Consider the following 22,181-nt stretch of genomic DNA (forward strand, 5'->3'; position numbering starts at 1 on the left):
CTCCCTGTCGCTCACCTTGCCTCCTTATAGGGTCGGGTCCATGGATTCCTCGGAAGAAGACGTGCTCGACCGGATCCGGCAGGGGTTGCTCCACACCGAGTCCGAGGCGGCTTTCCAGAACCCGCGGCGGCGAGCTGATCTGGTCTTCGAGTACAACAACACCCGTCCCGGCGACGAGGAACAGCGCCGGTCGCTGCTGGAACGCATCCTGGGGTCGGTCGGCGCGCGTACCGTGCTGCTGTCGCCCTTCCACGCCGGCTTCGGGAGCAACGTCCACATCGGGGATGACTTCTTCGGCAACGTCAATCTGACGTTCGTGGACGACGTGGAGATCCGCATCGGCGACGGCGTGATGATCGCCCCGGGCGTCACGCTGACCACGACCGGTCATCCGATCCACCCGGACCTGCGCGTCGACTTCCGGCGCTTCTCCGAGCCGATCGTGATCGAGGACAAGGTCTGGATCGGCAGCAACGTGGTCGTGCTCCCGGGTGTCCGCATCGGCTACGGCTCGGTGATCGGCGCCGGGAGTGTGGTGAGCCGCGACATCCCGCCGATGTCGGTCGCTGTCGGCGTCCCGTGCCGCGTGGTCCGCCCGATCACCGAAGAGGACCTCAAGAACCGCATGCCGTGAACCAGGGCGCGGGCCGGGTGTGACGTACTGGTTTCTGGGTTTTGTGAACGTGTTTCGGTCGGGATCCGTCATTGAAGTAGGGGTTGACGTGACGAACTAGCGTTCCGGGACGGTGACGAAGATGTGGAAGCTGCTGACGACTCTCCTCGCGATGCCGCTGGGAGCGCTCGTTGCGGCCTCACCCGCCCACGCCATCGCCAACGGTGAGAGCGTGCCCGACGGGCGGTACCCGTTCGCGGTGAAGCTGATCGACAACGGGATTCCGACGGAGGACGGCGGCAGCCGGGACAGTTCCTGTTCGGGCGGGCTGGTCGCGCCGCACTGGGTGCTCACGGCCGGGCACTGTTTCAAGGACGCGGACGGTCGCCGGGTGTCACGGCCGGTTGCCGAGGAGTCGCTCGCGGCGGTCGGGCGTACCGATCTGACCGGTGAGGACGGCCATCTCGTCGAAGTGGTCGAGGTCCGGCAGCACGGCAAGGCCGACGTCGCTCTGGCCCGGCTGGATCGGGCGATCACCGACATCACCCCGCTGCGGCTCAATCGCCAGCGTCCGGCCGCCGGCCAGGAGGCCCGCTTGGTGGGGTACGGCTTCACGAAGGCGACAGCCACGAGGACGCCCGATCGTCTGCGTACCGGGGAGTTCGAGGTGAGCAGCGTGGGTACGACCGAGATGGGTCTGTCCGGGGCGTCGCCGAAATCGAACACCAGCCCGTGTGAGCGTGACTCCGGCGGACCGTACTTCACCGAGGCGGACGACGGCACCGCCGTGATCGTCGGGGTGGTCAGTCGTGGGCCGGCGTGCCCGCACACCGGTGCGGACATCGCGACCCGGGTGGACGCGGTGGCGCCGTGGATCCTGTCGATCATCAAGGCGGACCTGGCGGCGGCAAGCCCGTCACCGTCGCCGAACAAGAAGACTGTCAAGAAATCGCCGGCGAGCAGGCCGCGGTCCAGCGCGGTTGCCGGACCCGCGGCCCAGCAACCCGGTGTTCCGGCCGCGCTGACGCTGCCGCCGGTCGCGCTGCTGTCGGTCCCGGTCGCCGTGGTCGCCGTGATCGGACTGGCGATGGCGAGGCGCAGCAAGCGCCGATACCGTGGCCGCCGCCGATCACACTGGTGATCGGCGGCCACGAGGGCGTCCGCGACCGGTAACGGCGACGCGGTGAAGGTTTGCGACCCGGATCACGATGCGCGGAGAAATCCTGAGGTCCGGCCCGCGCCTGCCGATCAACGCCGTCATGCCGAAGTTCGAACGTCTGACGTTTCCGCCGGCGCAGCCGGACGCCCGCCTCGCCCGCATCATCGCGCCATCGGGCCGGATCACCCGCCGGGCTCCGCTGCCTGCGTTGAGGGAACTCGTGTGACCACCGTGACGCGTGGTGGTCTCCGCCGCCGGCCACTCGCGGATGGATGCAGGCTGCCTGCCTGTCGTACCTAGCAATCTGACCAGTACTCGCCGGTACTTCCCGGCGTATCTGTGCAATCTGCCGGTCAGGGAATGTACTTGTTGCGCAGACCACAGCGGCGTGTCCAGCATGTGAGACATCACCGGTGTCCCCGAAGGGAGCACGATGTCCGTCAACGACACGCTGACCAACGAAGAGCGGCTCGCCGAACTCGACCTCGACACCCTCAAGCAACTGGTCGGGCTGGTGGAGTACGACTCCGGCGGTGACCCGTTCCCGGTCACCGGCTGGGATGCGATCGTCTGGGCGGTCGGCAACGCCACGCAGAGCGCGCACTTCTTCCAGTCCGCGTTCGGCATGGAGCTGATCGCGTACTCAGGTCCGGAGACCGGCAATCGCGACCACATGTCGTACGTGCTCAAGAGCGGCGCCATCCGGTTCGTCGTGCAGGGCGGGGTGCACCCGGACAGCCCGCTGATCGCCCATCACACCCTGCACGGCGACGGCATCACCGACATCGCCCTGGCGGTGCCGGACGTGGACAAGTGCGTGGCGCACGCCCGGGCACAGGGCGCGAAGATCCTCGACGAGCCGCACGACGTCACCGACGAGCACGGGACCGTGCGGATCGCGGCGATCGCGACGTACGGCGACACCCGGCACACCCTGGTCAACCGGGACCGGTACACCGGGCCGTACCTGCCCGGATACGTCGCCCGCAGCTCGACGCACGGCAAGCGTCCCGGCGCGCCGAAGCGGATCTTCCAGGCTCTCGATCACATCGTCGGCAACGTCGAGCTCGGTGCCATGGACGAGTGGGTCGACTTCTACAACCGGGTCATGGGCTTCACCAACATGGCCGAGTTCATCGGCGACGACATCGCCACCGATTACTCGGCGCTGATGTCGAAGGTCGTCGCGTCCGGCAACCACCGGGTGAAGTTCCCGCTCAACGAGCCGGCGCTCGGCAAGAAGAAGTCGCAGATCGACGAGTACCTGGAGTTCTACCGTGGTCCCGGCGCGCAGCACCTGGCGCTCGCCACGAACGACATCCTGCGGGCCGTCGACGCGCTGGTCGAGGAGGGCGTCGAGTTCCTGGCCACCCCGGATTCCTATTACCAGGACCCGGAGCTGCGGGCCCGGATCGGCGAGGTACGCGTACCGATCGACGAGCTGCAGAAACGCGGCATCCTGGTCGACCGGGACGAGGACGGGTACCTGCTGCAGATCTTCACGAAGCCGATCGGCGACCGGCCAACGGTGTTCTTCGAGCTGATCGAACGGCACGGCTCGCTCGGGTTCGGCAAGGGCAACTTCAAGGCGCTGTTCGAGGCGATCGAGCGTGAGCAGGCCAAACGCGGGAACTTCTGATCATGGCCTTCTATCAGCGGGCCGGCAGCATTCCGCCCAAACGGCACACCCAGCACCGTGACCCGGACGGCAAGCTCTACTACGAGGAGCTGATGGGGGAGGAGGGCTTCTCCTCGGACTCCTCCCTGCTCTACCACCGGCACGTGCCGTCGGCGGTGGTCGGCGCCCGCGTCTGGCAGCTGCCCGACCAGTCGGCTGAGGCGAACGCGCCGCTGCTGCCCCGCCACCTCAAACTGCACCAGCTCTTCGAGGGTGAGGAGTGGAAGTCCTGCGACGCGGTCCGCGACCGGCGGCTCGTGCTCGGCAACGCCGACGTGCGGATCAGTTACGTGGTGGCCGGGACGGCGTCGCCGCTGTACCGCAACGCCACCGGCGACGAGTGCGTCTATGTGGAGTCGGGGACCGGCGTCGTGGAGACCGTGTTCGGGGATCTGGACGCGGGTCCCGGCGATTACCTGATCATTCCACGGGCCACGACACATCGCTGGGTGCCGAGTGGGCACGAGCCGTTGCGGCTCTATGCGATCGAGGCGAACGGGCACATCGCCCCGCCGAAACGGTACCTGTCACGGTACGGGCAGTTTCTGGAGCACGCGCCGTACTGCGAGCGGGACCTGCGCCTGCCCAGCGCTCCTTCGGTACGCGACGGCGAGCTTGCCGAGGTCTACATCAAGCACCGCGGCGACGGGCCGGGCGGGCTGGCCGGCAGCGTCCACGTCACCCCGAATCACCCGTTCGATGTGGTCGGCTGGGACGGCTGCCTTTATCCGTACGCCTTCAACATCGCCGACTTCGAGCCGATCACCGGCCGCATCCACCAGCCGCCGCCGGTGCACCAGGTCTTCGAGGGCACCAACTTCGTGATCTGCAACTTCGTGCCGCGCAAGGTCGATTACCACCCGCTCGCCGTGCCGGTGCCGTACTACCACTCCAACGTCGACAGCGACGAGGTGATGTTCTACGCCGGCGGCGACTACGAGGCCCGCAAGGGCTCCGGGATCAACGTCGGATCGATCACCCTGCACCCCGGCGGCTTCCCGCACGGCCCGCAGCCGGCCGCCATCGAGGCCAGCCTCGGCGCCGAGCGGTTCGACGAGACGGCGGTCATGGTCGACACGTTCCGGCCGCTCGGGCTCGGTGAGGCCGGCCGGATCAGCGACGACGGCGCCTATGCGTGGACCTGGGCGCGGTCGTGAACCCGCTGTTTCTCGTGCTCTTCGATGATGCGGCGATCTTCCCGCCGGGAAACGTGCCGATGTCAGAAGCGGTCATGGCGTATCGGGCTCGTCTGGATTCGCCGCTCGCGCCGATGCTCGGTCCGTTCGTCTGCTCGCTGGCGCGCCTGGACGAACTGGTCGCTGTCGTTGCGGGTGGGCCGGTGCTCCGGACGTCGCTGGTGCTGCCGGAAGCGGGGGCCGACGTGTCCGCCGTCCAGGCGGCGTCGACGGGGATCGATGTCGTTTCGACGGAAGGGCCGGCATTGCCCGGTGGGGGCGGGACGCGTAGGGCGTACCAGGAAGTGCCCTTGGGGGAGATCAGCGCGACGCGCGTCGCGGCCTTGCGCGACGCGCGGTCGCGCTTGAAGATCAGGACCGGTGGGGTACGCGCGGAAGCGTTCCCGACCGAAAAGGATCTGGCCGGGGCATTGTGGTCGGCCGTCCGGGGTGGTGTGGCGTTCAAGCTCACCGCCGGGCTGCACGACCCGATCCGGCATCGTGACCCGATGACCGGATTTGAACATCACGGGTTCCTGAACGTGATCGTGGCGACCGCGCATGCCGTGCAGGGCGGTGACGTCGGGGAGATCGCGGCGGCGCTCGCTGATCAGGACGGTCATCGGGTGGCGGCGGCGATAGCCACGATCGATTCCGGTCTGGCGCGGCAGGTGCGGTCGCGGTTCGTCAGTTTCGGAACGTGCAGTGTCGACGAGCCGGTGTACGGCCTGCTTGACCTTGGATTACTCCCGGAGGATCTACGTGAGCTGGCTTGATGTCCCGGTCGACCATCCGTTCGGTGTGGCGACCCTGCCTTACGGGGTTTTCAGCACGGCCGCTGATCCGCATCCGCGCGTCGGTGTCGCTATCGGTCATTCGATCATCGACCTGCCGGCGGCCGTGCGTCGTCTCGCTCCGGGGCTGATGTCCGCTGTCGCCGGGCCGTCGCTGGATGCCTTGCTCGCCGCCGGACCGTCCATCTGGGCCGAGTTGCGTGCGCAGCTGACCATGTGGGTGACCGAAGAGGTCTATCGCGACCTGCTCGGCGGCCACCTCGTCGCGGCGGGCGACGCGGTGCTGCACCTGCCGTTCACGGTCGCCGACTACGTGGACTTCTACGCCTCCGAGCAGCACGCCACCAACCTCGGGCGGATCTTGCGGCCGGGGCAGGAACCGCTTACGGCGAACTGGAAGCACCTGCCGATCGGCTATCACGGCCGGGCCGGCACGGTGGTGGTGTCCGGAACTGACATCGTCCGCCCGAGCGGTCAGCGTCCTGTTTTCGGGTTGTCCCAACGACTCGACATCGAGGCCGAGCTGGGTTTTGTCGTCGGCGTGCCGTCGGTGCTCGGTCAGCCGGTGCCGCTGACCTCTTTTGATCAGCACGTCTTCGGTGTCTGCCTGGTCAACGACTGGTCGGCGCGCGACATTCAGGCGTTCGAGTACGTCCCGCTGGGCCCGTTTCTCGGCAAGAGCTTCGCCACGTCGATCTCACCGTGGATCGTGCCGCTGGCCGCTTTGGACCATGCCCGGGTGGCGCCGCCGGAGCGGACCGTGCCGTTGCAGCCCTACCTGGACGACGAGAAGACGCCGTCGTGGGGCCTGGACGTGCACCTGGAGGTCCGGCTGAACGGCCACCTGATCTCGACGCCGTCGTTCGACACGATGTACTGGACCGGCGCCCAGATGATGGCCCACCTCACGGTGAACGGCGCGTCCCTGCGGACCGGCGACCTGTACGCCTCCGGCACGATCAGCGGCGGCTCACCGGGCTCCCTCATCGAACTGTCCTGGAACGGTCAGGAGCCTCTGGTGCTGCCGGACGGGTCGACCCGCGCCTTCCTGGAGGACGGCGACGAGGTGGTGATCCGCGCGACGGCCCCGGGCGAAGGCGGCACGACGATCGGGCTGGGCGAGGTGCGCGGCCGCGTCGTCGGGTAGCCACGTCATTGAGTGGGACGCAACGCCTCGCCTCGTCTAGTTTCGTTTCGCCTAGTTTCGTTTCGTTTCGTCTCGTCTCGTCTCGTCTCGCTTAGAGGGGGCAGCCGAGCACGCGGTTCCCGGGGCCGGACCAACGGAACGCATCGATTAGCAATGCTCGGACGACGCGGCGCCGGCGCAGGCGGAGACCGCGTGGCAGTCTCTCGCGGTGGACTGCCCGGCGCTGACGGCGCCCGACTTCGCTGGTCTCGCACAGCTCGGCGCGCCGGAGAAGATCGACAAGGCCGAGGTGCTCTCGATCTTCTGCGTCTACGGGACGCCCGGCGAGGGGACGGCCGTGCTCACCCAGGTGCAGATCGACCGGGTGGCGGGAGCGGTGGACAGCGCGTCCGACCGGGTGCGGGCCTCGCGCGCCGACGCCGAGGGCAAGGGGACTCCGGTGGTCGCACTGGAGGGCTTCGAGAGCGAGGCCGTCGCCGCCGCCGACGGAACCGGCTCATCCGAGGCGTCGACGTCCTCCGGCAACGGATACGTCTCGATCATCGTCCAGCTGGAGCAGCCGGTTGTCACCGAGGCGGAGCTGACCGCGCAGAGCGCTGCCCTGTCCCAGACCCTCCACGACCACCTGTCCAACCTGCGTTGACGCGCCGGCCTTATCGGAGCCCGATGGCCTATCCGGGCTACGGCGCACCCCCGAGGGCCCACGGTGTGCTCCCGTCCAGCCTTGCCGAGGGCCCACGGTGTGTTCCCGTTTCGCGTTGCTGTGGGCCCACGGTGTGCTCCCGTCTCGCCTTGCTGCGTGCCCACGGTGTGCTTCTGTCTCGCGGAGGCCGCCGTCCACCGTGTGCTTCCGTCCAGTCTTGCCGCGGGCCCACCGTGTGCTCACGTCCCGCCGTGGCCGGCGCCCACTGTGTGCTCTCGCTTCGCCTACAGGCTCTGCGATCGGGGCCCAGCCGGCAACCGCCAGCCGCACGTCTTCGCGCGGCCTCCGCTTCGGATCTTGTGGACTTTCCCGAACCGTTTGCGGGGATTCCACAAGATCGGGCAACCCGCCGTCGATCTTGGTGACTTGAGCGGCGCCGTGTTCGGGAAACTCGACAAGATCGAGGAAAGTCGGACACTATCGACCTGGAAGGGCCGGCGTGCGGCGGGCGGCACGATGCTGCGCGCCTACCCGTCTGGCGATCTTGCCTTGGTCCGGGCCGATCGTGTGCTTTCGGCCTGACCTCGATCCGGGCACACCTAGGGGCCGGGCGGCGTTGATGAGGTCACACCGAGTACCTGTGTGAGCTCCTATCTCGGCCCTGGCGTAGGTGAAGTCGCACAATGTCGTTACGTGTGACTTCATCCACGCGAAGCGTCCGTTGTGTGCGCCCTCGTCACCGCCCGCCGTGTAGGACCTGACGGACCTGACGGACCTGTCGAACCGCCGGATCTGACGGACGCAAGATTGCCTGTCTGGGGGTGATCGGCGCACGCATTACGCCTACCTACAGCGGCGATGGACGCACCCATTTACCCCTATCTGCAGGGGGCGGCGGACGCACACAAAACGCTTACAGACTGGGCGTAGATGCACGCGGTAGACGCACGCGAAAAGCGGCGGTGAACGCACGCAAACCGCTCGTGCGTGCGCTCACCGCCGCTCCGACGGCCACGAGCGCCCGAACGCCCGAACGCCCGAATGCCCGAATGCCCGAATGCCCGAATGCCCGAACGCCCGAACGCCCGAACGCCCGAACGCCCGAACGCCCGAACGCCCGAACGCCCGAACGTTATTCGCCCGCCGCCCAACCCGTCAGCCGAAGATTGAGGACACCCACTCCGGGTGGTCGATGAACGGGTTTCGGTTGTGCTGGTAGCTGCTGTAAATCACCTGGTTACGGCTCTTCTCCGCAGTACTCGGCGGATCCTCCGCATTCCACTGCACCAGCGTCGACAACTTCCCCATATAGGGGTTCGACCCGTTGTTCACCGCGTTGTTGACTTCGAGGTCCGGCCACGCGTCGTCACCTTGATAACGCACCGCCATGTAGAACAGCATCCGCGCGACATCACCCTTCACCGCGTCCCGGGGCTCCCAGGAATCCGAGTCCGTGTAGTTCCCGGACGCCCCCGAAACAGCGGTTCCGCCGTCGTCGAAGTCCTTGTTGCCGCGTACCGCGTTGATGGTGACGTCCTCGGGCCGCAGGTGGTGCAGGTCCGTGCCCGGGCCGTTGGCCGTTCCGAAGTCGCCGTGCGACTGCGCCCACACGTGCTCGCGGTTCCAGTTTCCGCTGTTGCCGCCGTTGAGCGTCTTCGACCGGCTGGTTCCGGAATAGAGCAGAATGACGTTCGCCGAGTTCGCCGGGTCCTGATCGGTGACTTTCAGCGCGTTCCACACCCCGTCGTAGGACAGCGTTGTCACATTGCTGGAGATGATGGTGTGCAGCGCGTTCTTGAGACTGGTTCCGGACTTCCCGAGCGCGTTGGCGTAATACGCGTCAGTCGACGAGGAGGACGTCGGGGAGGCGGTGGCGGTTGCCGTTGCCGTCGCCGTGGTCGTGGGGGATGTGGTGGCGGTCGCCCCGACCGTCATCGCGGTCGGCGACTTCAGCCCGGCGTGCGAGAAATAGGCCGTCAGCGTGCCGGTCACGGTGACCGCCTTGCCGATCAGCGACGGATTGGTCAGCAGCCCGAACGACGCGCGGTACGCGCTGGTGACCTGCACGTACAGCATCTTTGTCGTGCTCGTCTCGGTCTTGCTGTCGGCGATGGCGATCGCGGTGTCGCCGGTGAAGGCGCTGAACCGCACGGTGCTGGTGGCGGTGGGCTCGCCGACGACGTATCCGACGACGGTGCCGGTTCCGCTCTGGCCGGCGATCGCCTGGGCGACGGTCAGCGCGGCAGCCGCCGACGCCGGGGCGGTCATCAACGAGAAGAGCAGGACTAACACGCCTGAGAGGGCGGGGATGGACAGCGCTATGACGCGCCGTTGGCGTGCTCGACCGGGCATGGGGGACTCCGTTCGCCGGGCTGTCTATACAGGAATCAGTGTGAGCGAATGCCTCACCGCCCGGTCCATATCACTTCAGTCATCATGAGTACGGGTGAGCGGAAGCTGACGCTCAGGCGAAACCTGCGTCATGGGCGAGCAGCGCGATCTGGGTACGGTTGTCCAGCCCCAGCTTCATCAGGATGCGCGACACGTGGGTCTTCACGGTGGCCACCGTCATGTCCAGCGACTTTGCGATCTCCGCGTTGTTGCTGCCCTGGCCGATCGCGACGACGACGTCCCGTTCGCGCGGGGTCAGGCCGGCCAGTGTCGCCTTGGCGTGGGCGTACGCGCCGGCCTGCACTGCTGCCCGGTCCATCAGGCGGCGGGTGATCCGGGGCGACAGGATGGGTTCGCCCGCGGCGACCTGGCGGACCGCTTCGGCTATCCGGGCCGGTGGGGTGTCCTTGAGCAGGAAACCGCTGGCCCCGGCGCGCAGCGCGTGCAGGATGTTGTCGTCGCTGTCGAAGGTGGTCAGCACGATGACCTCGGGCGGCCGCTGCCGGGCCCGCAGCCGGCGGGTGGCGGTGATGCCGTCGATGCGGGGCATCCGCAGATCCATCAGCACCACGTCCGGCGCGTGCTTGTCGGCGGCGGCCTGTGCCTGGTCGCCGTCGGAGGCCTCGCCGACCACCGCGATGCCGGGTGCGCCGTCGAGCATCATGGTGAGACCGGCGCGTACCAGGGCGTCGTCGTCGACGATGAGCACGCGTACCGGTGGGGTCACGCCGGCCATGGTATCGACGCCTGCAATCGGAATTCGCCGCCTACCTCCTGGTGGTCGAGCTGCCCGCCGGCCAGGCCGACCCGCTCGGTGAGCCCGACCAGACCGGCGCCTCCGGACCAGCCCGGCGGTTCCGTACCCAAGGGGTTGCTCACCAAGATCTCCAGACCGCGCCCGGGACCGCCGCGAAGGACCACCGTGACTCGCTCCCCGGCGGCATGCTTGCGCGCGTTCGTCAGTCCCTCTTGGATTACCCGGTACGCGGTACGCGCGACCGCCGGCGGCGCCTCGCCGGGCTGGTCGACCTCCTGACGCAGCAGCACCTCGGCGCCCGCGTCCCGGGACTCCTCGACCAGGCGCGGCAGGTCGGCCAGCACCGGCTGCGGCCGGCCACCGTCGGCGTCACCGAGATCGTCGTCGCGCAGGATCGTGATCACCTCGCGCAGTTCTTCAAGAGCCTGGTGTACGCCGTCCCGGACCACGCCGGCCGCCCGGGACAGCTGCTCGGGGGAGGAGTCCGGCCGGTACTGGATCGCGCCCGCGAACGTGGCGAGCAGCGACAACCGGTGGGCGAGCACGTCGTGCATCTCGTGGGCGATCTTGCGGCGTTCCAGCATGCGCGCCTCGGCGACCCGCCGCCCCTGCTCGGCCTCGGCCCGACTGGCCCGCTCGCGCAACGACCGGATCAGCGCCGCCCGTGCCTGAGCCCAGGCACCCCAGCCGAGCAGTGCACCGTACCCAATGCTGATCAGAACGAGCCACCACCCGTACGAGATCCCGCTGTTGATCCTCCAGAGACCCTGGACCGCATGCGCGGCAACTCCGGTGACCGCCACCAAGATCGCGGTTTTCGGGGGCCGGCGCAGCGACACCTGGAGCGCGCCGATCGTGGCCGGCGGCGTGGCCGCCGGCGAGATGGCCGCGAGCAGGGTGAGCACGGCGGTGGCCTGGACCGGGCGGCACAGCAGCCAGGGTGTGATCAGCCAGCTCAGCACGCCGGCGGTGAGATCGAGCGCGAGCAGCGGGCCGGGTACGCGCTCCGCCCAGGTACCGAGGATCGTCACGGCGATCAGCACACCGGACGCGCCGAGATTGACGGCGACGGCGGCGATTTCGTGGCGGGACCTGATCACCGGCCGAGGCTAACCGGCGGGCGGGAGGCGGCGACACCATCCAAAGTTGTACGCGGGGCTGCCGCCGGCCCGATGTGTGCCGGTGGGGTGCGCATCGATGCTCATCGGCATGACGAATGAGACGTTGTTGGGTAACCGGACCGCCGGCCGAATGATCACCGTTGCTGCCGGCGCTGCCGGATCCCTGCTTCTGTGGGCGGTCAACGGGACGATCACCATCCACCAGGGCGAGTCGGATCAGCGGGTCGGGCCGGTCGCCGTGGTTGCCACAGCGCTGGTCGCGGGGCTGGCGGCCTGGGGGTTGCTGGCCCTGCTGGAGAAGAAGCCGGGGCGCCCGGCCCGGACTTTCCGGATCATCGCATCGATCGTGCTGCTGATCTCGCTGGCCGGGCCGATCGGCAGCGGCGCGGACCTGCACAGTGTGCTGGCGCTGGTCGGCATGCACCTGACGGTGGGCCTGGCGCTGGTCATCGGGCTGCCCGGCCGGCAATACTGCCGATAACCATCGGTGGTGAACCTCGATTACTGTCCGGTAGGTGACGACAGCTCTGGTACTCGGCGGCGGTGGCGTGACCGGCGTCGCCTGGCATCTCGGCCTGCTCTGCGGCCTCCAGCGTTCCGGTGTCTCCCTCGGTGACGCCGACATCATCATCGGCACGTCCGCGGGTTCGATAGTGGGCACCCTGCTGGCCGCGGGCGTTGACCTCGAAGCCGCCGTGGCTGAACAGGAGAAAGAGGTGCAGGAGCGGCCGAGCAGCGGCGGCGGTGGAAGCATGGGCCGGGTGCTCGCCGCTTTCGCGGTGCTGGCGGACCCGGCCATCCCGCCGCAGGAGGCCCGAGCCCAGGTCGGCGCGATGGCCCTGGCCGCGCCGAACCAGGACGAGACGACCTACGTCGCCCGGATGAAACCGTTGCTGCCGATCAGCGACTGGCCCGACCGGGACCTGCGGATCACGGTCGTGGACGCCACCGACGGCCGTGACGTGGTCCTCGACCGGACGTCCGGCGCACCCCTGCTCCAGGCGGTGTCGGCGAGTTGCGCGGTGCCGGCCCTGATGCCGCCGGTCACGATCGGCGACCGGCGCTACATCGACGGGGGAGTGCGCCTCGGCGCCGGAGCCGACCTTGCCGCCGGTGCTGATCACCTGGTGGTGATCGCCCCGATGGCATCGTTCGGCAAGGACCGCATCCTGGCCGAGATGGCCTCGACCGGCGCCGGCAAGACGCTGCTGATCGAGCCGGACGAGGCGGCGATGGAGGCGTACGGCGCCAACTTCATGGACCCGACGAAGCGATCGGCTGCCGTCCGGGCCGGCCTGCGCCAGGGCGAGTCCTCGGCCGGAACTGTCCGAGCCGTCTGGCCCATCTGATCACGAGTGGCTGGCCGGCAGTGACTTTCCGGCCGGCAGTGGCTTTCCGGCTGGCAGTGGCTCTCCGGCCGGCAGTGGCTCGAAGACGTTTCCGTGGTGCGGTGCCACTTTTTCCCGGGACAGGCCGGCGAGCCGCATGAGCGGCCCGACCATCACGTCGTAGACCCCGGGCAGCGCCACGAACCCGAACTGGATCACCTTGTTGGCCAGCCCGACGCTCACTGTTCCTCGTGGGTGCCGGGCGCACCGGACGATCGCCGCCGCCACCTTCTCGGGGGAGTCCACCGGAGGCGGCGGCTGTCCGAAACGACCGGCGAAGTTGGCGGCCGTCCGGTAGATCGGCGTGTTCACCGAACCGGGGGAGACCAGGCAGACGTGGATGCGGGAGGCGTCGCGGGTTTCCAGCCGCAGTGCGCGTACCAGAGCTCGCACGCCCCACTTGCTGGTGACATAGGAGCTTGTGTACGGCGTGACGACCGTCCCCAGCAGCGAACCGCCGAAGACCAGCACCCCATGTCCCTGGGCGCGGAACCGGGCGAGCGCCACCCGGGCCACGTTTGCCGAGCCGGTCAGATCCGTCTCGATGACCCGGTTGAACACCTCGGCCGGAACATCCTCGAACCGTCCGTACGCCATCACCGCCGCGGTGTGCACCCAGACGTCGATCTGCCCGAACGCGGACGCCACCGCATCGAGCGTCGACGGCTGGGTCACGTCGGCGGGCACCACCCGGACTTCGGCGCCGAGTTCGCGGCACGAGGCCGCGACCCGGTCGAGGGCCGCCGGAGAACGGGCGGCCAGGACGAGCCGGGCGCCTTCCCTGGCGTACGCGAGCGCGGTGGCACGGCCGACCCCGCTGGATGCTCCTGTGATAACGACATGCACAAGTGTCGTCTACCCCGCCTTCCCGGCCTTAAGCCAAAATTAAAGAAAAACTGTTATCGAGCGATGATTTCGCGGCCACCTGCGAGGCCATTCTGAAGTCTTTCGCAGGCAGTTGAATACCACCTCTGACCTGTGCATACTCCTGTCCGAACACGCCAAAACAAAAGGACCGGAATGCGCACTGACCCTCAGCACGTCGCACCCGCCAACCCGAAAAATCGTCGCCGTGCCACCCGAGCCGTACTCGCCGTCACCGTCACCGGGACAGTGGCCGCCAGCGGCATCTACATAGCCACCGCGAACGCCGGCGAGACCGGGACCGCGATTCCCGGCGCCCTTCAGGCCGAGGCGTTCTCCGCCCAGTCCGGCGCGCAGACCGAGAGCACCGGCGACACCGGCGGCGGCACGAACGTCGGCTGGCTGGCGGGCGGCGACTGGCTGCGTTACGACGGCGTGCAGGTCGGCGCCACGGTCGCCGCCCGGATCGCGTCGGACAACACGGCCGGCGGCACGATCGAGCTGCGTACCGGCACGCCGACCGGGGCGCTGCTGGCCACCATCCCGGTCGCGAAGACCGGCGGCTGGCAGAAATGGGTGACGGTCACCGCCACCGCGAAGCCGGCCTCCGGCAAGCAGAACGTGGTCGCGGTGATGAAGAGCAACGCCACCTCCGACTTCGTCAACATCAACTGGTTCAAACTGTTGCCGGATAACACGAAAAATCCGACAAAAGATCCGAGCGTGACGCCGACAAAAGCTCCAACAAAAGCCCCGACAACAGCGCCGACTGCAGCCCCGACGAAAACGGCGACAATACCCGCCGGCGGCTGGGTGGACGTCGACCAGGCGCTCTGGAAAGAGCAACTCGCCGACTTCGAAAAACTGAAGCCGGCTCCGATCAAGAACAACCCGGTGAAAGTACCCGAGTTCCACGTGAACTGCACGATCGCCAAAGAATCCCCGGACGACGCGATCGTCTTCCCGAACCTGCCCGGCGCCTCGCACATGCACACCTTCTTCGGCCCGGACGTCATCGGCGCGAGCACCACCACCAAGGACCTGCTGGCCGCGAAATCCACCAGCTGCCAGACCAAGGGCGACAACTCCGCGTACTGGATGCCGCAGCTGACCCAGAACGGCAAACCGGTCCCGCTGAACGGCTTCCGGATCTACTACGGATCGCGTCTCAAGGACCCGAGCACGACGAAAATCCTCCCGCCCGGCCTCGTGATGATCGCCGGTGACGCGAAACGCCAGGAGCCCACGCCGAAGAACTCGGGCATCAACCAGTTCTGGTGCGCCGGCGCCGCCGAAACCGGCCGCAGCGCCGACGGCAACTGGCCGAAATGCGCCCCGGGCGGACGCCTGATCATCTCGATCACGTTCCCGGACTGCTGGGACGGCAAGCACGTCGATTCGCCGGACCACAAATCGCACGTCGGCCCGACCGGCCCGGACGGCACCTGCGCCAGCGGCAAATTCCCGGTCGCCATTCCGTCGATCTCGGAGTTGTTCACCTATGAGTCGCAGGGCGGCGAAGGCTTCAAACTCGCTTCCGGCCTGCCCTCATCGGCCCACATGGACATGATGAACGGCTGGGACCCGGCGGTTCTCGGCCCGCTGGTCCGCACCTGCCTGAACCAGGGCGTCAAATGCGGAACCACCCCGACCTTCGACTGACCCACGCTTCACCGAGCCGGTCCCGCTCCGCGGCGGGACCGGCTTTTCACTGCCGGGGTACGGGCTAAGAAACTGCTTCCCGCTTGATCTGGTCGAACTGGGCATTCATGGCATCGGCCAGGGCATGGGCCGCCGACAACGGCCGGACCATCACCATGATGTCGTCGATCAGGCCGGCCTCGTTGACGTGCACGAAGTCGCATCCGGTGACGTCTTTGCCGCCGACGGTGGCCTGGAAGACCAGCGCGTGATCAGCGGCCCCGTCCGCGCCGATCTCGCGTACATATCGGAAGTTCTCGAAAACGCGCATCGCGCCGCGCAGGATGGCCGCGGTGATCGGCTTGCCCGGGTACGGCTGGAAGGCCACCGGGCTGGTGAACACCACGTCGTCGGCGAGCAGAGCCTCGATCGCGGTGGAGTCACGAGCCTCGACCGCTTGACGGAAGGCGTGCATCCGGGCCCCCTTGATAGTAAATTTGTTGACTATCCGATAGCCGGAGAATATGCACCCGTGGCGTCGATGTCCAGGGCTCCGGATAACCTCCACCCGTCACTGATCGCCGAAGGGACGAACGGGCTTGGGGACTGCGGACGACCTGCGGCTGCTGCGTGCTTACGAGCCGGTGGCCAGGTTCACCGAGGGCGAGTACTTCTACCCGGTCTCGGTCGAGAGGTATGTGAGCAAGTCCAGCCTGTGGCGCAACGAGCCCGGCACGAGCCCGGTCTGCACCGTCGAGACGGGCCGGCTGAGCCTGGACAACCTGGCCGAGGCCGGCGGCGGTGAGCAGGGCCTGGGCTTGTCACTGTCGGGCATCGAGAATGACGAGAAGCTCACCCACATCCCGTTGCGGGACCGCCCGCCGCACCTGGCCCGGGCCAGCCGGCTCGCCTCGGTCGGCCTGACCGCGCGCCTGGTCGACACGCTCAACCGGTTCTCGCTGCTGTTTCGTGGCAGCGTTCCCGGTGGCAGCGCCGCGCACTCGTTCCTGCTGCAGCGCGACCACCTGGAACCGTCACGGCCGATCTATTACGGACGGGTGCTGCGCGACGACCCGTGGATCGTCCTGCAGTACTGGTACTTCTACAGCTTCAACAACTGGCGTTCGGCGTTCGGCGGCGTCAACGAGCACGAGGCCGACTGGGAACAGGTCACCGTATATCTGGACGCCAGCGCCGAGCCCGATCAGGACGGCCTGCCGAAGCCGTCCTGGGTGGTCTTCTCCGCGCACGAGGAGACCGGCGACGACCTGCGGCGGCGCTGGGACGACCCGGACCTCACCGTGGTCGACGGCCGGCACCCGGTGGTCTTTGTCGGCGCCGGATCACACTCCGGCGCGTACCTGCCCGGCGACTACCTGATCACGGTACGACCACCGCGGCTGCGTGGCCTCGTTGACGCCCTGCGCTGGTCGGCCCGGCTCCTCGCGCCCTGGTCGGCCGAGGACCAGCGGACCGTCGGCATCCCGTACGTCGACTACGCCCGCGGCGACGGCCGGGCGATCGGTCCCGGTCAGGCCGAGGCCTGGCACCCCGTGGTGATCGGCGACGACACCCCGTGGGTACGCGATTTCCGAGGCCTGTGGGGGCGGGACACCCGCGATCGCCTCGGGGGCGAGCGTGGTCCGGCCGGCCCCCGGTACTCCCGCGACGGCACCGTCCGCCAGTCGTGGGCAGATCCGGTCGGCTGGGCGGGGCTTGCGAAAGTCGTACCCAATCGCGCCGCCGAACGGGAGTACGCCGGGATCCGTACCCAGAAGGACCGGGACCGGCTCGCCGAGCTGGACCAGGAGATCAGCTCCATGCGGCACGAGCTGGCTGTCGCGGCGGCCGGCCTGCCCGCCGCGGCACCGGAGGTACGCGCCCTGGTCGGCCAGGAGCAGAAGCTGCTCCACCTGCGGATGGAACGAACCCGCCTGGCCGACGACCTGCATCGCACGATCACCGCCGCGACCGTCCCCGACGACCCGCACGCCCACCTGCTGCATCGTCGGCTGCCGATGGAACCGGCCGCCGGCTTCCTCGGCCGCGCCCGCTCGTGGTGGGCCGTGCTGAGCACCCCGCTGATCCTGTGGGCGATCGGCGCGGTTGCCTCGCCGCTGAACATTTCCGGTCAGGAGACCGCCCTCGGGCTGCTGCTGGCGCTGCTGATCTTCGAGGGCCTGGTCCGGAAGAAGTTTCTGGCCGTGCTGGTCCGCCTGCTGATCGCCTGCGTGGCGGTGGTGGGCCTGGTGGTGCTCTACCACGACGGCCGTTACGTGGTGACGTTCGGCTTCTTCGCCGGCGCCCTGCTGGTGCTGCTCGTCAACATCCGCGAGGCCTGGCGACGGTGACCGGGGAAGGCATCTGGCCCACGAGCGACATGATCTGTATTCGCTCGTAAGTTTCGGAGCCGCCCAGGCAACGATCGGCTGCTGACGGGTGAGCATGCCCGTGCGGAGCGGCGGAGACGACAGCTTGACGCCATAGATCGACGGCTATATGTTGCGGACGTCAGCGCGAAACATTTCCGAAACTTTCGGAGGCGTACACATGCGAACCCGTCCCCTCGCTGTCCTCGCCGCCGTCGCGCTCGCCGCAACCACCGTCCCCGCGGTTGCGGCGCCGCAGGCAGCCGCCGTCCCCCGAACCGCCAGCTACATCGCCACCGAACCCGGACCGGGCCGTTTCCCGCTCGTCGCGAACGGCGCGGCCGCACCGATCGTGGTCGATCCCGCCGACCACGCCGGCGTCACCCGGGTGGCCGCCGACTTGCAGGCCGACCTGGCTTCGGCCACCGGAATCACGCCGCTAGTGGGCAGCGTTGTCAAAAACCAAGATCAAATCATCATCGGTACGCTCGGACGAAGCGCTCTCGTTGATCGCCTGGTGAAAGCCGGCAAACTCGACGTCCGAGGTATCGCCGGCAAATGGGAGACCTCGCTCCAGCAGGTCGTCGAGAACCCGCTGCCCGGCGTCCGGCGCGCCTTCGTGATCGCCGGCAGCGACCAGCGAGGCACCATTTTCGGTGTCTACGACGTGTCGCGGCGCATCGGCGTCTCGCCGTGGCATTTCTGGGACGACGTTCCGGTCCCGCATGCCGATGCCCTTTACGCCCTTCCGGGCCGGCACACCCAGGGCACGCCGAAGGTGAAGTACCGCGGGTTCTTCATCAACGATGAGAATCCGGCGACCGGGACCTGGGCGCCGAATTACTTCGGACCGGGGAAAGCGCCGGGCTATTCCGGTGGGCTGAACGCCGATTATTACGCGAAGGTCTTCGAGACCATGCTGCGGCTCAAGGCCAATTATCTCTGGCCGGCCGTGTGGGGCAGGGCGTTCGCCGAGGACGACCCGGTCAACCACGAGACCGCGAGTCGTTACGGCGTGGTCATGGGCACCTCGCACGAGGCGCCGATGATGCGCGGCATCGAGGAGTGGAACCGGCACGCGAAAGCGGCGGTCCGCGACGCGAACGGCACGATCGTCACCCCGGGCAGCGACCCGTACGGCGGCACCGGCGAATGGAGTTTCCGCCGCAACCGGGACGCGATCGTCGCCTATTGGCGCGACGGTGCCCGCCGGATGAAGGAGGAGGGCTTCGAAGGCGTCATCACCCTCGGAATGCGCGGCAACGGCGACGTCAGCCTGCCCGACGGCGACGGCATCGACCTGATGAGCTCGATCATCGACACCCAGCGCGCCATTCTCGCCGAATTCGGGCTGACCTCGGCGCCGCAGGTGCAGACCCTCTACAAAGAGGTGCAGCGTTATTGGGTGTCCGGCTATCAGCCGCCGTCCGACGTCACCGTCGTCTTCTGCGACGACAACTGGGGCAACATGCGGAAACTCCCGCACGCCGGTCTGCCGCAGCGCAGCGGGGGGTACGGGCTCTACTACCACTTCGATTACGTCGGCGAGGGCCGCAACTACAAGTGGGCCGACACCACGAACCTGGTCAATGCCTGGGAGCAGCTGCACCTGTCGTACTCGAAAGGCGTCGACCGGCTCTGGGTCGTCAACGTCGGCGACCTGAAGAACGAGGAGTTGCCCACCCAGTTCTTCCTGGACTACGCGTGGAACCCGGACGCGATGCCGCTGTCCCGGATCGGCGAGTGGGAAAGGCAGTACGCCGCGGAGAACTTCGGCCCGCAACTCGCGCCGGGGATCGCCGAGGTGCTTTCCGAGTACGGCCGGCTGCAGTCGCGCCGCAAGCCCGAACTGCTGAACCGCCGGATCACCGGGGACGCGGCGAACGTGGTCTACAACGACCAGGAGAACCCGTACGAGCCCGCTGAGATGGACCGGGTTGTCGCCGAATGGCAGGCGCTCGCCTTGGCGGCCGATCGGATCAGGCGGCGCGTTCCGGCCGCGGCACAGGACGCGTATTTCCAGCTCGTCGACTACCAGGTGCAGGCCACCGCCAATCTGTACGAACTACGCCGTGCCCAATTCGCCAACCTTCGCTACGCGGCGCAGGGCCGGGCCGCCACGAATGCTCTGGCCGCCGAGGCCGAGGCCCGGTTCGCCGAGGACCAGGCGCTCAGCGACCGCTACAACAGCGGCATCGCCGGCGGGAAATGGGCGGGCTGGCAGACCCAGCCGAAGATCGGGTACGGAAACGCCGAGCGGTACAACAACGCGTCCTGGCAGCAGCCGCAGACCGACAACCATGTGGCGCTGCCCGACGAGATCTATCCGCACCTGAAGCGCATCGAGGTGCCGCCGGCAGCCGCGATGGGTGTCGACGCGGCGCTGCCGGAGCTCAGCCCGTGGCAGGTCGGGCGGGAGCGGTACTTCGAGATCTACAACAAGGGGACGACCGCTTTTGATTACCGGATCAGCACCGGAGCTCGGTGGCTGACGGTCACCCCGGCGTCCGGCCGGGTGGACGAGCAGGTCCGGGTGGCGGTGACCGTCGACTGGCGGCGTGCTCCGGGAGGGCTCACGACCGTACCCATCATGATCGAAGGGCCGGGAGGCACGCAGAGCGTGCGCGTCGCGGTGCGTAACCCCGCGCTCAGGCCGCAGGGTTTCGCCGAGGCGGGCGGGCACGTGACGGTCGACGCGGATCACTACGACCGTAGTTCGGGAAACTGGCGACTGCTTCCGAACATCGGCAAGGTCGGCAACGGGATGGCCGCGGTCACCGGCGGCAGCCGTCTCGAATACCGGCTCACGCTGACCACCACCGGGCCCGTGAAGATCTCCGCACATCTGTCGCCGCGCAACAACGTGCTGCCCACAAGCGGTCTGCGGTACGCGGTGTCGCTCGACGGTCAGGCGCCACAGACCATCGACGTGATCGCCGCGACCGGCGCCGACGACACCACGATGAACCGGCAGTGGGCCCGCAACACATCCGACAACGTCAATGTCACTACTACTACGCACGTAGTCCAGCGTCCGGGATTGCACACCCTGACCTTCGAGGCCGTCGATCCGACCGTGATCCTGCAACGGCTCGTCGTCGACACGGGCGGCGTCGAGTACAGCTACCTCGGGCCCGTCGAGAGCCGGAGGTTCTGACATGCGCCGCCGCACCCTGCTCACGTCGACCGGCGCCGCCGCCTCGACCGTCCTGGTCAGCCGGGGAATGCCCGGCCCGCTGCCCCGCTGGTCGCACACCTGGACCGCGATGCCGCAGCTCACCGAACCGCACAACATGCCGCCCGCGCCGTTTGCCGCATTGAACGACACGACGCTGCGGCAAACCGTCCGGATCACCGCGGGCGGCCGCAAGCTGCGGGTCCGCTTCTCCAACGCGTTCGGCGGCGCTGACATGCCGATCACCGCGGCGGCAGTGGCGCTGCCGGTCGACGGCCGGGCCGGGGTGTCCGCGATCCGGCCCGGCAGCACCCGGCCGCTGACGTTCGGCGGCCGGCCGTCGATGGTGATACCGGTCGGGGCGCAGATGGTCTCCGATCCGGTCGACCTGCCGCTGCTCGCCGGGGCGAATCTGACCATCTCGCTGTATTCGTCGCCCGGGATCGCGAGCACCGCGCTGACCTCGCATCCCGGTTCCCGAACCACGTCGTGGCTGGTCAACGGCGACCAGCACGGCGCTGCTGATGTGACCGGCGCGGTTCCTGCCGATCACTGGTACCTGATCAGCGGCGTCGAGGTCCTCGCCGCCGTCTCCGGTTTGGTTCTGCTCGGCGACTCGCTCACCGACGGACGCGGGTCGACGACCAACGGCAACGATCGATGGCCGGACCAGTTGTTCGCCCGGCTCCGCGATCCGGACCTGGCGGTCCTGAACCAGGCCGCCGGCGGCAACCGCGTCCTCCGCGACGGCCTGGGCCCGAACGCGCTGGCTCGCCTGGACCGCGACGTGCTCGCTCTCTCCGGCGCCCGTACCCTGCTGCTCTTCGAAGGCGTCAACGACATCGGCGTCGCCCCGGCGACCGATTCCGATCAGCAGCAGGTGGTGGCCGACCTGATCGGGGCGTACCGGCAGATCGTGCTGCGTGCCCAAGCCTGTGACCTGCGAGTACTGGGAGCTACGTTGACTCCGTTCGGCGGCAACATCTACGACGACGTGGGCGGCCTGCGGGAACGCTCCCGCCAGGCGGTCAACGCGGCCATCCGAGCCGGCCTGTTCGACGGGGTGGTGGACTTCGACGCGGCCGTCCGCGATCCGGCCACGCCCCGCCAGCTGGCCGCGCCCTACGACGTAGGCGACCACCTGCATCTCAACCCCGCGGGCTACGGAGCCTTGGCCGCGGCGGTGCCGCGCCGGCTGCTCTAGACCAATCCGACGGTACGGGGCCGGTGCGCGCCCACCGCCCCGGCACCGCCGATCACAGTTGT

The 22,181-nt window shown here is 68.3% G+C and carries 20 protein-coding genes; 15 read left to right on the forward strand and 5 right to left on the reverse strand.

The window, feature by feature from the left end; genetic code table 11:
• The first annotated feature begins 40 nt into the window (after positions 1–40).
• The 9 genes from ACQP2E_RS16255 to ACQP2E_RS16295 all read left to right on the forward strand — a co-directional run bounded on the left by ACQP2E_RS16255 (position 41) and on the right by ACQP2E_RS16295 (position 7,791).
• Positions 41–634 carry a sugar O-acetyltransferase gene (locus tag ACQP2E_RS16255; RefSeq protein ID WP_433832483.1) on the forward strand — a complete coding sequence of 198 codons (594 nt, stop codon included), beginning with the start codon at positions 41–43 and terminating at the stop codon, positions 632–634.
• Between the two features lie 121 nt (positions 635–755).
• Entirely contained in the window at positions 756–1,754 is a 999-nt protein-coding gene (locus tag ACQP2E_RS16260; protein WP_433832485.1) for a S1 family peptidase, read from the forward strand.
• Between the two features lie 67 nt (positions 1,755–1,821).
• Positions 1,822–1,998 (forward strand): hypothetical protein, encoded by a 177-nt coding sequence (locus ACQP2E_RS16265; protein ID WP_433832487.1) that lies wholly within the window; start codon positions 1,822–1,824, stop codon positions 1,996–1,998.
• Positions 1,999–2,205: 207 nt separating this feature from the next.
• Entirely contained in the window at positions 2,206–3,411 is a 1,206-nt protein-coding gene (hppD, locus tag ACQP2E_RS16270; protein WP_433832489.1) for a 4-hydroxyphenylpyruvate dioxygenase, read from the forward strand.
• Positions 3,412–3,413: 2 nt separating this feature from the next.
• Positions 3,414–4,607 (forward strand): homogentisate 1,2-dioxygenase, encoded by a 1,194-nt coding sequence (locus ACQP2E_RS16275; RefSeq protein ID WP_433832491.1) that lies wholly within the window; start codon positions 3,414–3,416, stop codon positions 4,605–4,607.
• Entirely contained in the window at positions 4,604–5,401 is a 798-nt protein-coding gene (locus ACQP2E_RS16280) for a hypothetical protein (protein WP_433832493.1), read from the forward strand. Before ACQP2E_RS16275 ends, ACQP2E_RS16280 begins: the two co-directional genes overlap by 4 nt.
• On the forward strand, positions 5,388–6,566 hold the full coding sequence (gene fahA, locus ACQP2E_RS16285) for a fumarylacetoacetase (RefSeq protein ID WP_433832495.1): 1,179 nt from the start codon (positions 5,388–5,390) through the stop codon (positions 6,564–6,566). Before ACQP2E_RS16280 ends, fahA begins: the two co-directional genes overlap by 14 nt.
• A gap of 208 nt (positions 6,567–6,774) precedes the next feature.
• Entirely contained in the window at positions 6,775–7,209 is a 435-nt protein-coding gene (locus tag ACQP2E_RS16290; protein ID WP_433832497.1) for a hypothetical protein, read from the forward strand.
• A gap of 357 nt (positions 7,210–7,566) precedes the next feature.
• Positions 7,567–7,791, forward strand: coding sequence for a hypothetical protein (locus ACQP2E_RS16295; protein WP_433832499.1), 225 nt, complete (start codon positions 7,567–7,569; stop codon positions 7,789–7,791).
• Between the two features lie 573 nt (positions 7,792–8,364).
• On the opposite strand, the gene ACQP2E_RS16300 is transcribed toward ACQP2E_RS16295, so the two are convergent.
• From ACQP2E_RS16300 to ACQP2E_RS16310, 3 genes are all read right to left on the reverse strand, one after another.
• Positions 8,365–9,501 (reverse strand): endonuclease, encoded by a 1,137-nt coding sequence (locus ACQP2E_RS16300; RefSeq protein WP_433832501.1) that lies wholly within the window; start codon positions 9,499–9,501, stop codon positions 8,365–8,367.
• Positions 9,502–9,673: 172 nt separating this feature from the next.
• Positions 9,674–10,336: a response regulator gene (locus ACQP2E_RS16305; RefSeq protein WP_433832503.1), complete on the reverse strand. Its 663-nt coding sequence runs from the start codon at positions 10,334–10,336 to the stop codon at positions 9,674–9,676.
• The gene (locus tag ACQP2E_RS16310; protein ID WP_433832505.1) at positions 10,324–11,457 is read right to left on the reverse strand and encodes a sensor histidine kinase; all 1,134 of its coding nucleotides are present in this window, start codon (positions 11,455–11,457) and stop codon (positions 10,324–10,326) included. Before ACQP2E_RS16310 ends, ACQP2E_RS16305 begins: the two co-directional genes overlap by 13 nt.
• Before the next feature lie 109 nt (positions 11,458–11,566).
• Here ACQP2E_RS16310 and ACQP2E_RS16315 point away from each other — a divergent pair, with 109 nt between their 5' ends.
• Both ACQP2E_RS16315 and ACQP2E_RS16320 read left to right on the forward strand, forming a co-directional pair.
• Positions 11,567–11,959, forward strand: a complete 393-nt coding sequence (locus tag ACQP2E_RS16315) for a DUF6069 family protein (RefSeq protein WP_433832507.1) — start codon at positions 11,567–11,569, stop codon at positions 11,957–11,959.
• Between the two features lie 34 nt (positions 11,960–11,993).
• Positions 11,994–12,827 carry a patatin-like phospholipase family protein gene (locus ACQP2E_RS16320; protein ID WP_433832509.1) on the forward strand — a complete coding sequence of 278 codons (834 nt, stop codon included), beginning with the start codon at positions 11,994–11,996 and terminating at the stop codon, positions 12,825–12,827.
• Here the strand turns inward: ACQP2E_RS16320 and ACQP2E_RS16325 are convergent, their stop codons facing one another.
• A complete protein-coding gene (locus ACQP2E_RS16325) occupies positions 12,828–13,712 on the reverse strand; it encodes an SDR family NAD(P)-dependent oxidoreductase (protein WP_433832511.1) in 885 nt (294 codons plus the stop codon). It abuts the gene before it with no gap.
• A gap of 174 nt (positions 13,713–13,886) precedes the next feature.
• Between ACQP2E_RS16325 and ACQP2E_RS16330 the strand changes: the two genes are divergently transcribed.
• Positions 13,887–15,392, forward strand: coding sequence for a DUF1996 domain-containing protein (locus ACQP2E_RS16330; protein ID WP_433832513.1), 1,506 nt, complete (start codon positions 13,887–13,889; stop codon positions 15,390–15,392).
• Between the two features lie 64 nt (positions 15,393–15,456).
• On the opposite strand, the gene ACQP2E_RS16335 is transcribed toward ACQP2E_RS16330, so the two are convergent.
• Complete coding sequence (locus ACQP2E_RS16335; protein ID WP_433832515.1) at positions 15,457–15,846, reverse strand: nuclear transport factor 2 family protein; 390 nt, start codon at positions 15,844–15,846, stop codon at positions 15,457–15,459.
• A gap of 124 nt (positions 15,847–15,970) precedes the next feature.
• Between ACQP2E_RS16335 and ACQP2E_RS16340 the strand changes: the two genes are divergently transcribed.
• From ACQP2E_RS16340 to ACQP2E_RS16350, 3 genes are all read left to right on the forward strand, one after another.
• Positions 15,971–17,722 (forward strand): hypothetical protein, encoded by a 1,752-nt coding sequence (locus ACQP2E_RS16340; protein WP_433832517.1) that lies wholly within the window; start codon positions 15,971–15,973, stop codon positions 17,720–17,722.
• A 199-nt stretch (positions 17,723–17,921) separates the two neighbouring features.
• Positions 17,922–20,897 carry a glycosyl hydrolase 115 family protein gene (locus tag ACQP2E_RS16345; RefSeq protein ID WP_433832519.1) on the forward strand — a complete coding sequence of 992 codons (2,976 nt, stop codon included), beginning with the start codon at positions 17,922–17,924 and terminating at the stop codon, positions 20,895–20,897.
• A gap of 1 nt (position 20,898) precedes the next feature.
• The gene (locus ACQP2E_RS16350) at positions 20,899–22,119 is read left to right on the forward strand and encodes an SGNH/GDSL hydrolase family protein (RefSeq protein WP_433832521.1); all 1,221 of its coding nucleotides are present in this window, start codon (positions 20,899–20,901) and stop codon (positions 22,117–22,119) included.
• The last annotated feature ends 62 nt before the right edge of the window (positions 22,120–22,181 follow it).

The sequence above is a fragment of the Actinoplanes sp. CA-015351 genome, assembly GCF_050955685.1.
Classification (GTDB): domain Bacteria; phylum Actinomycetota; class Actinomycetes; order Mycobacteriales; family Micromonosporaceae; genus Actinoplanes.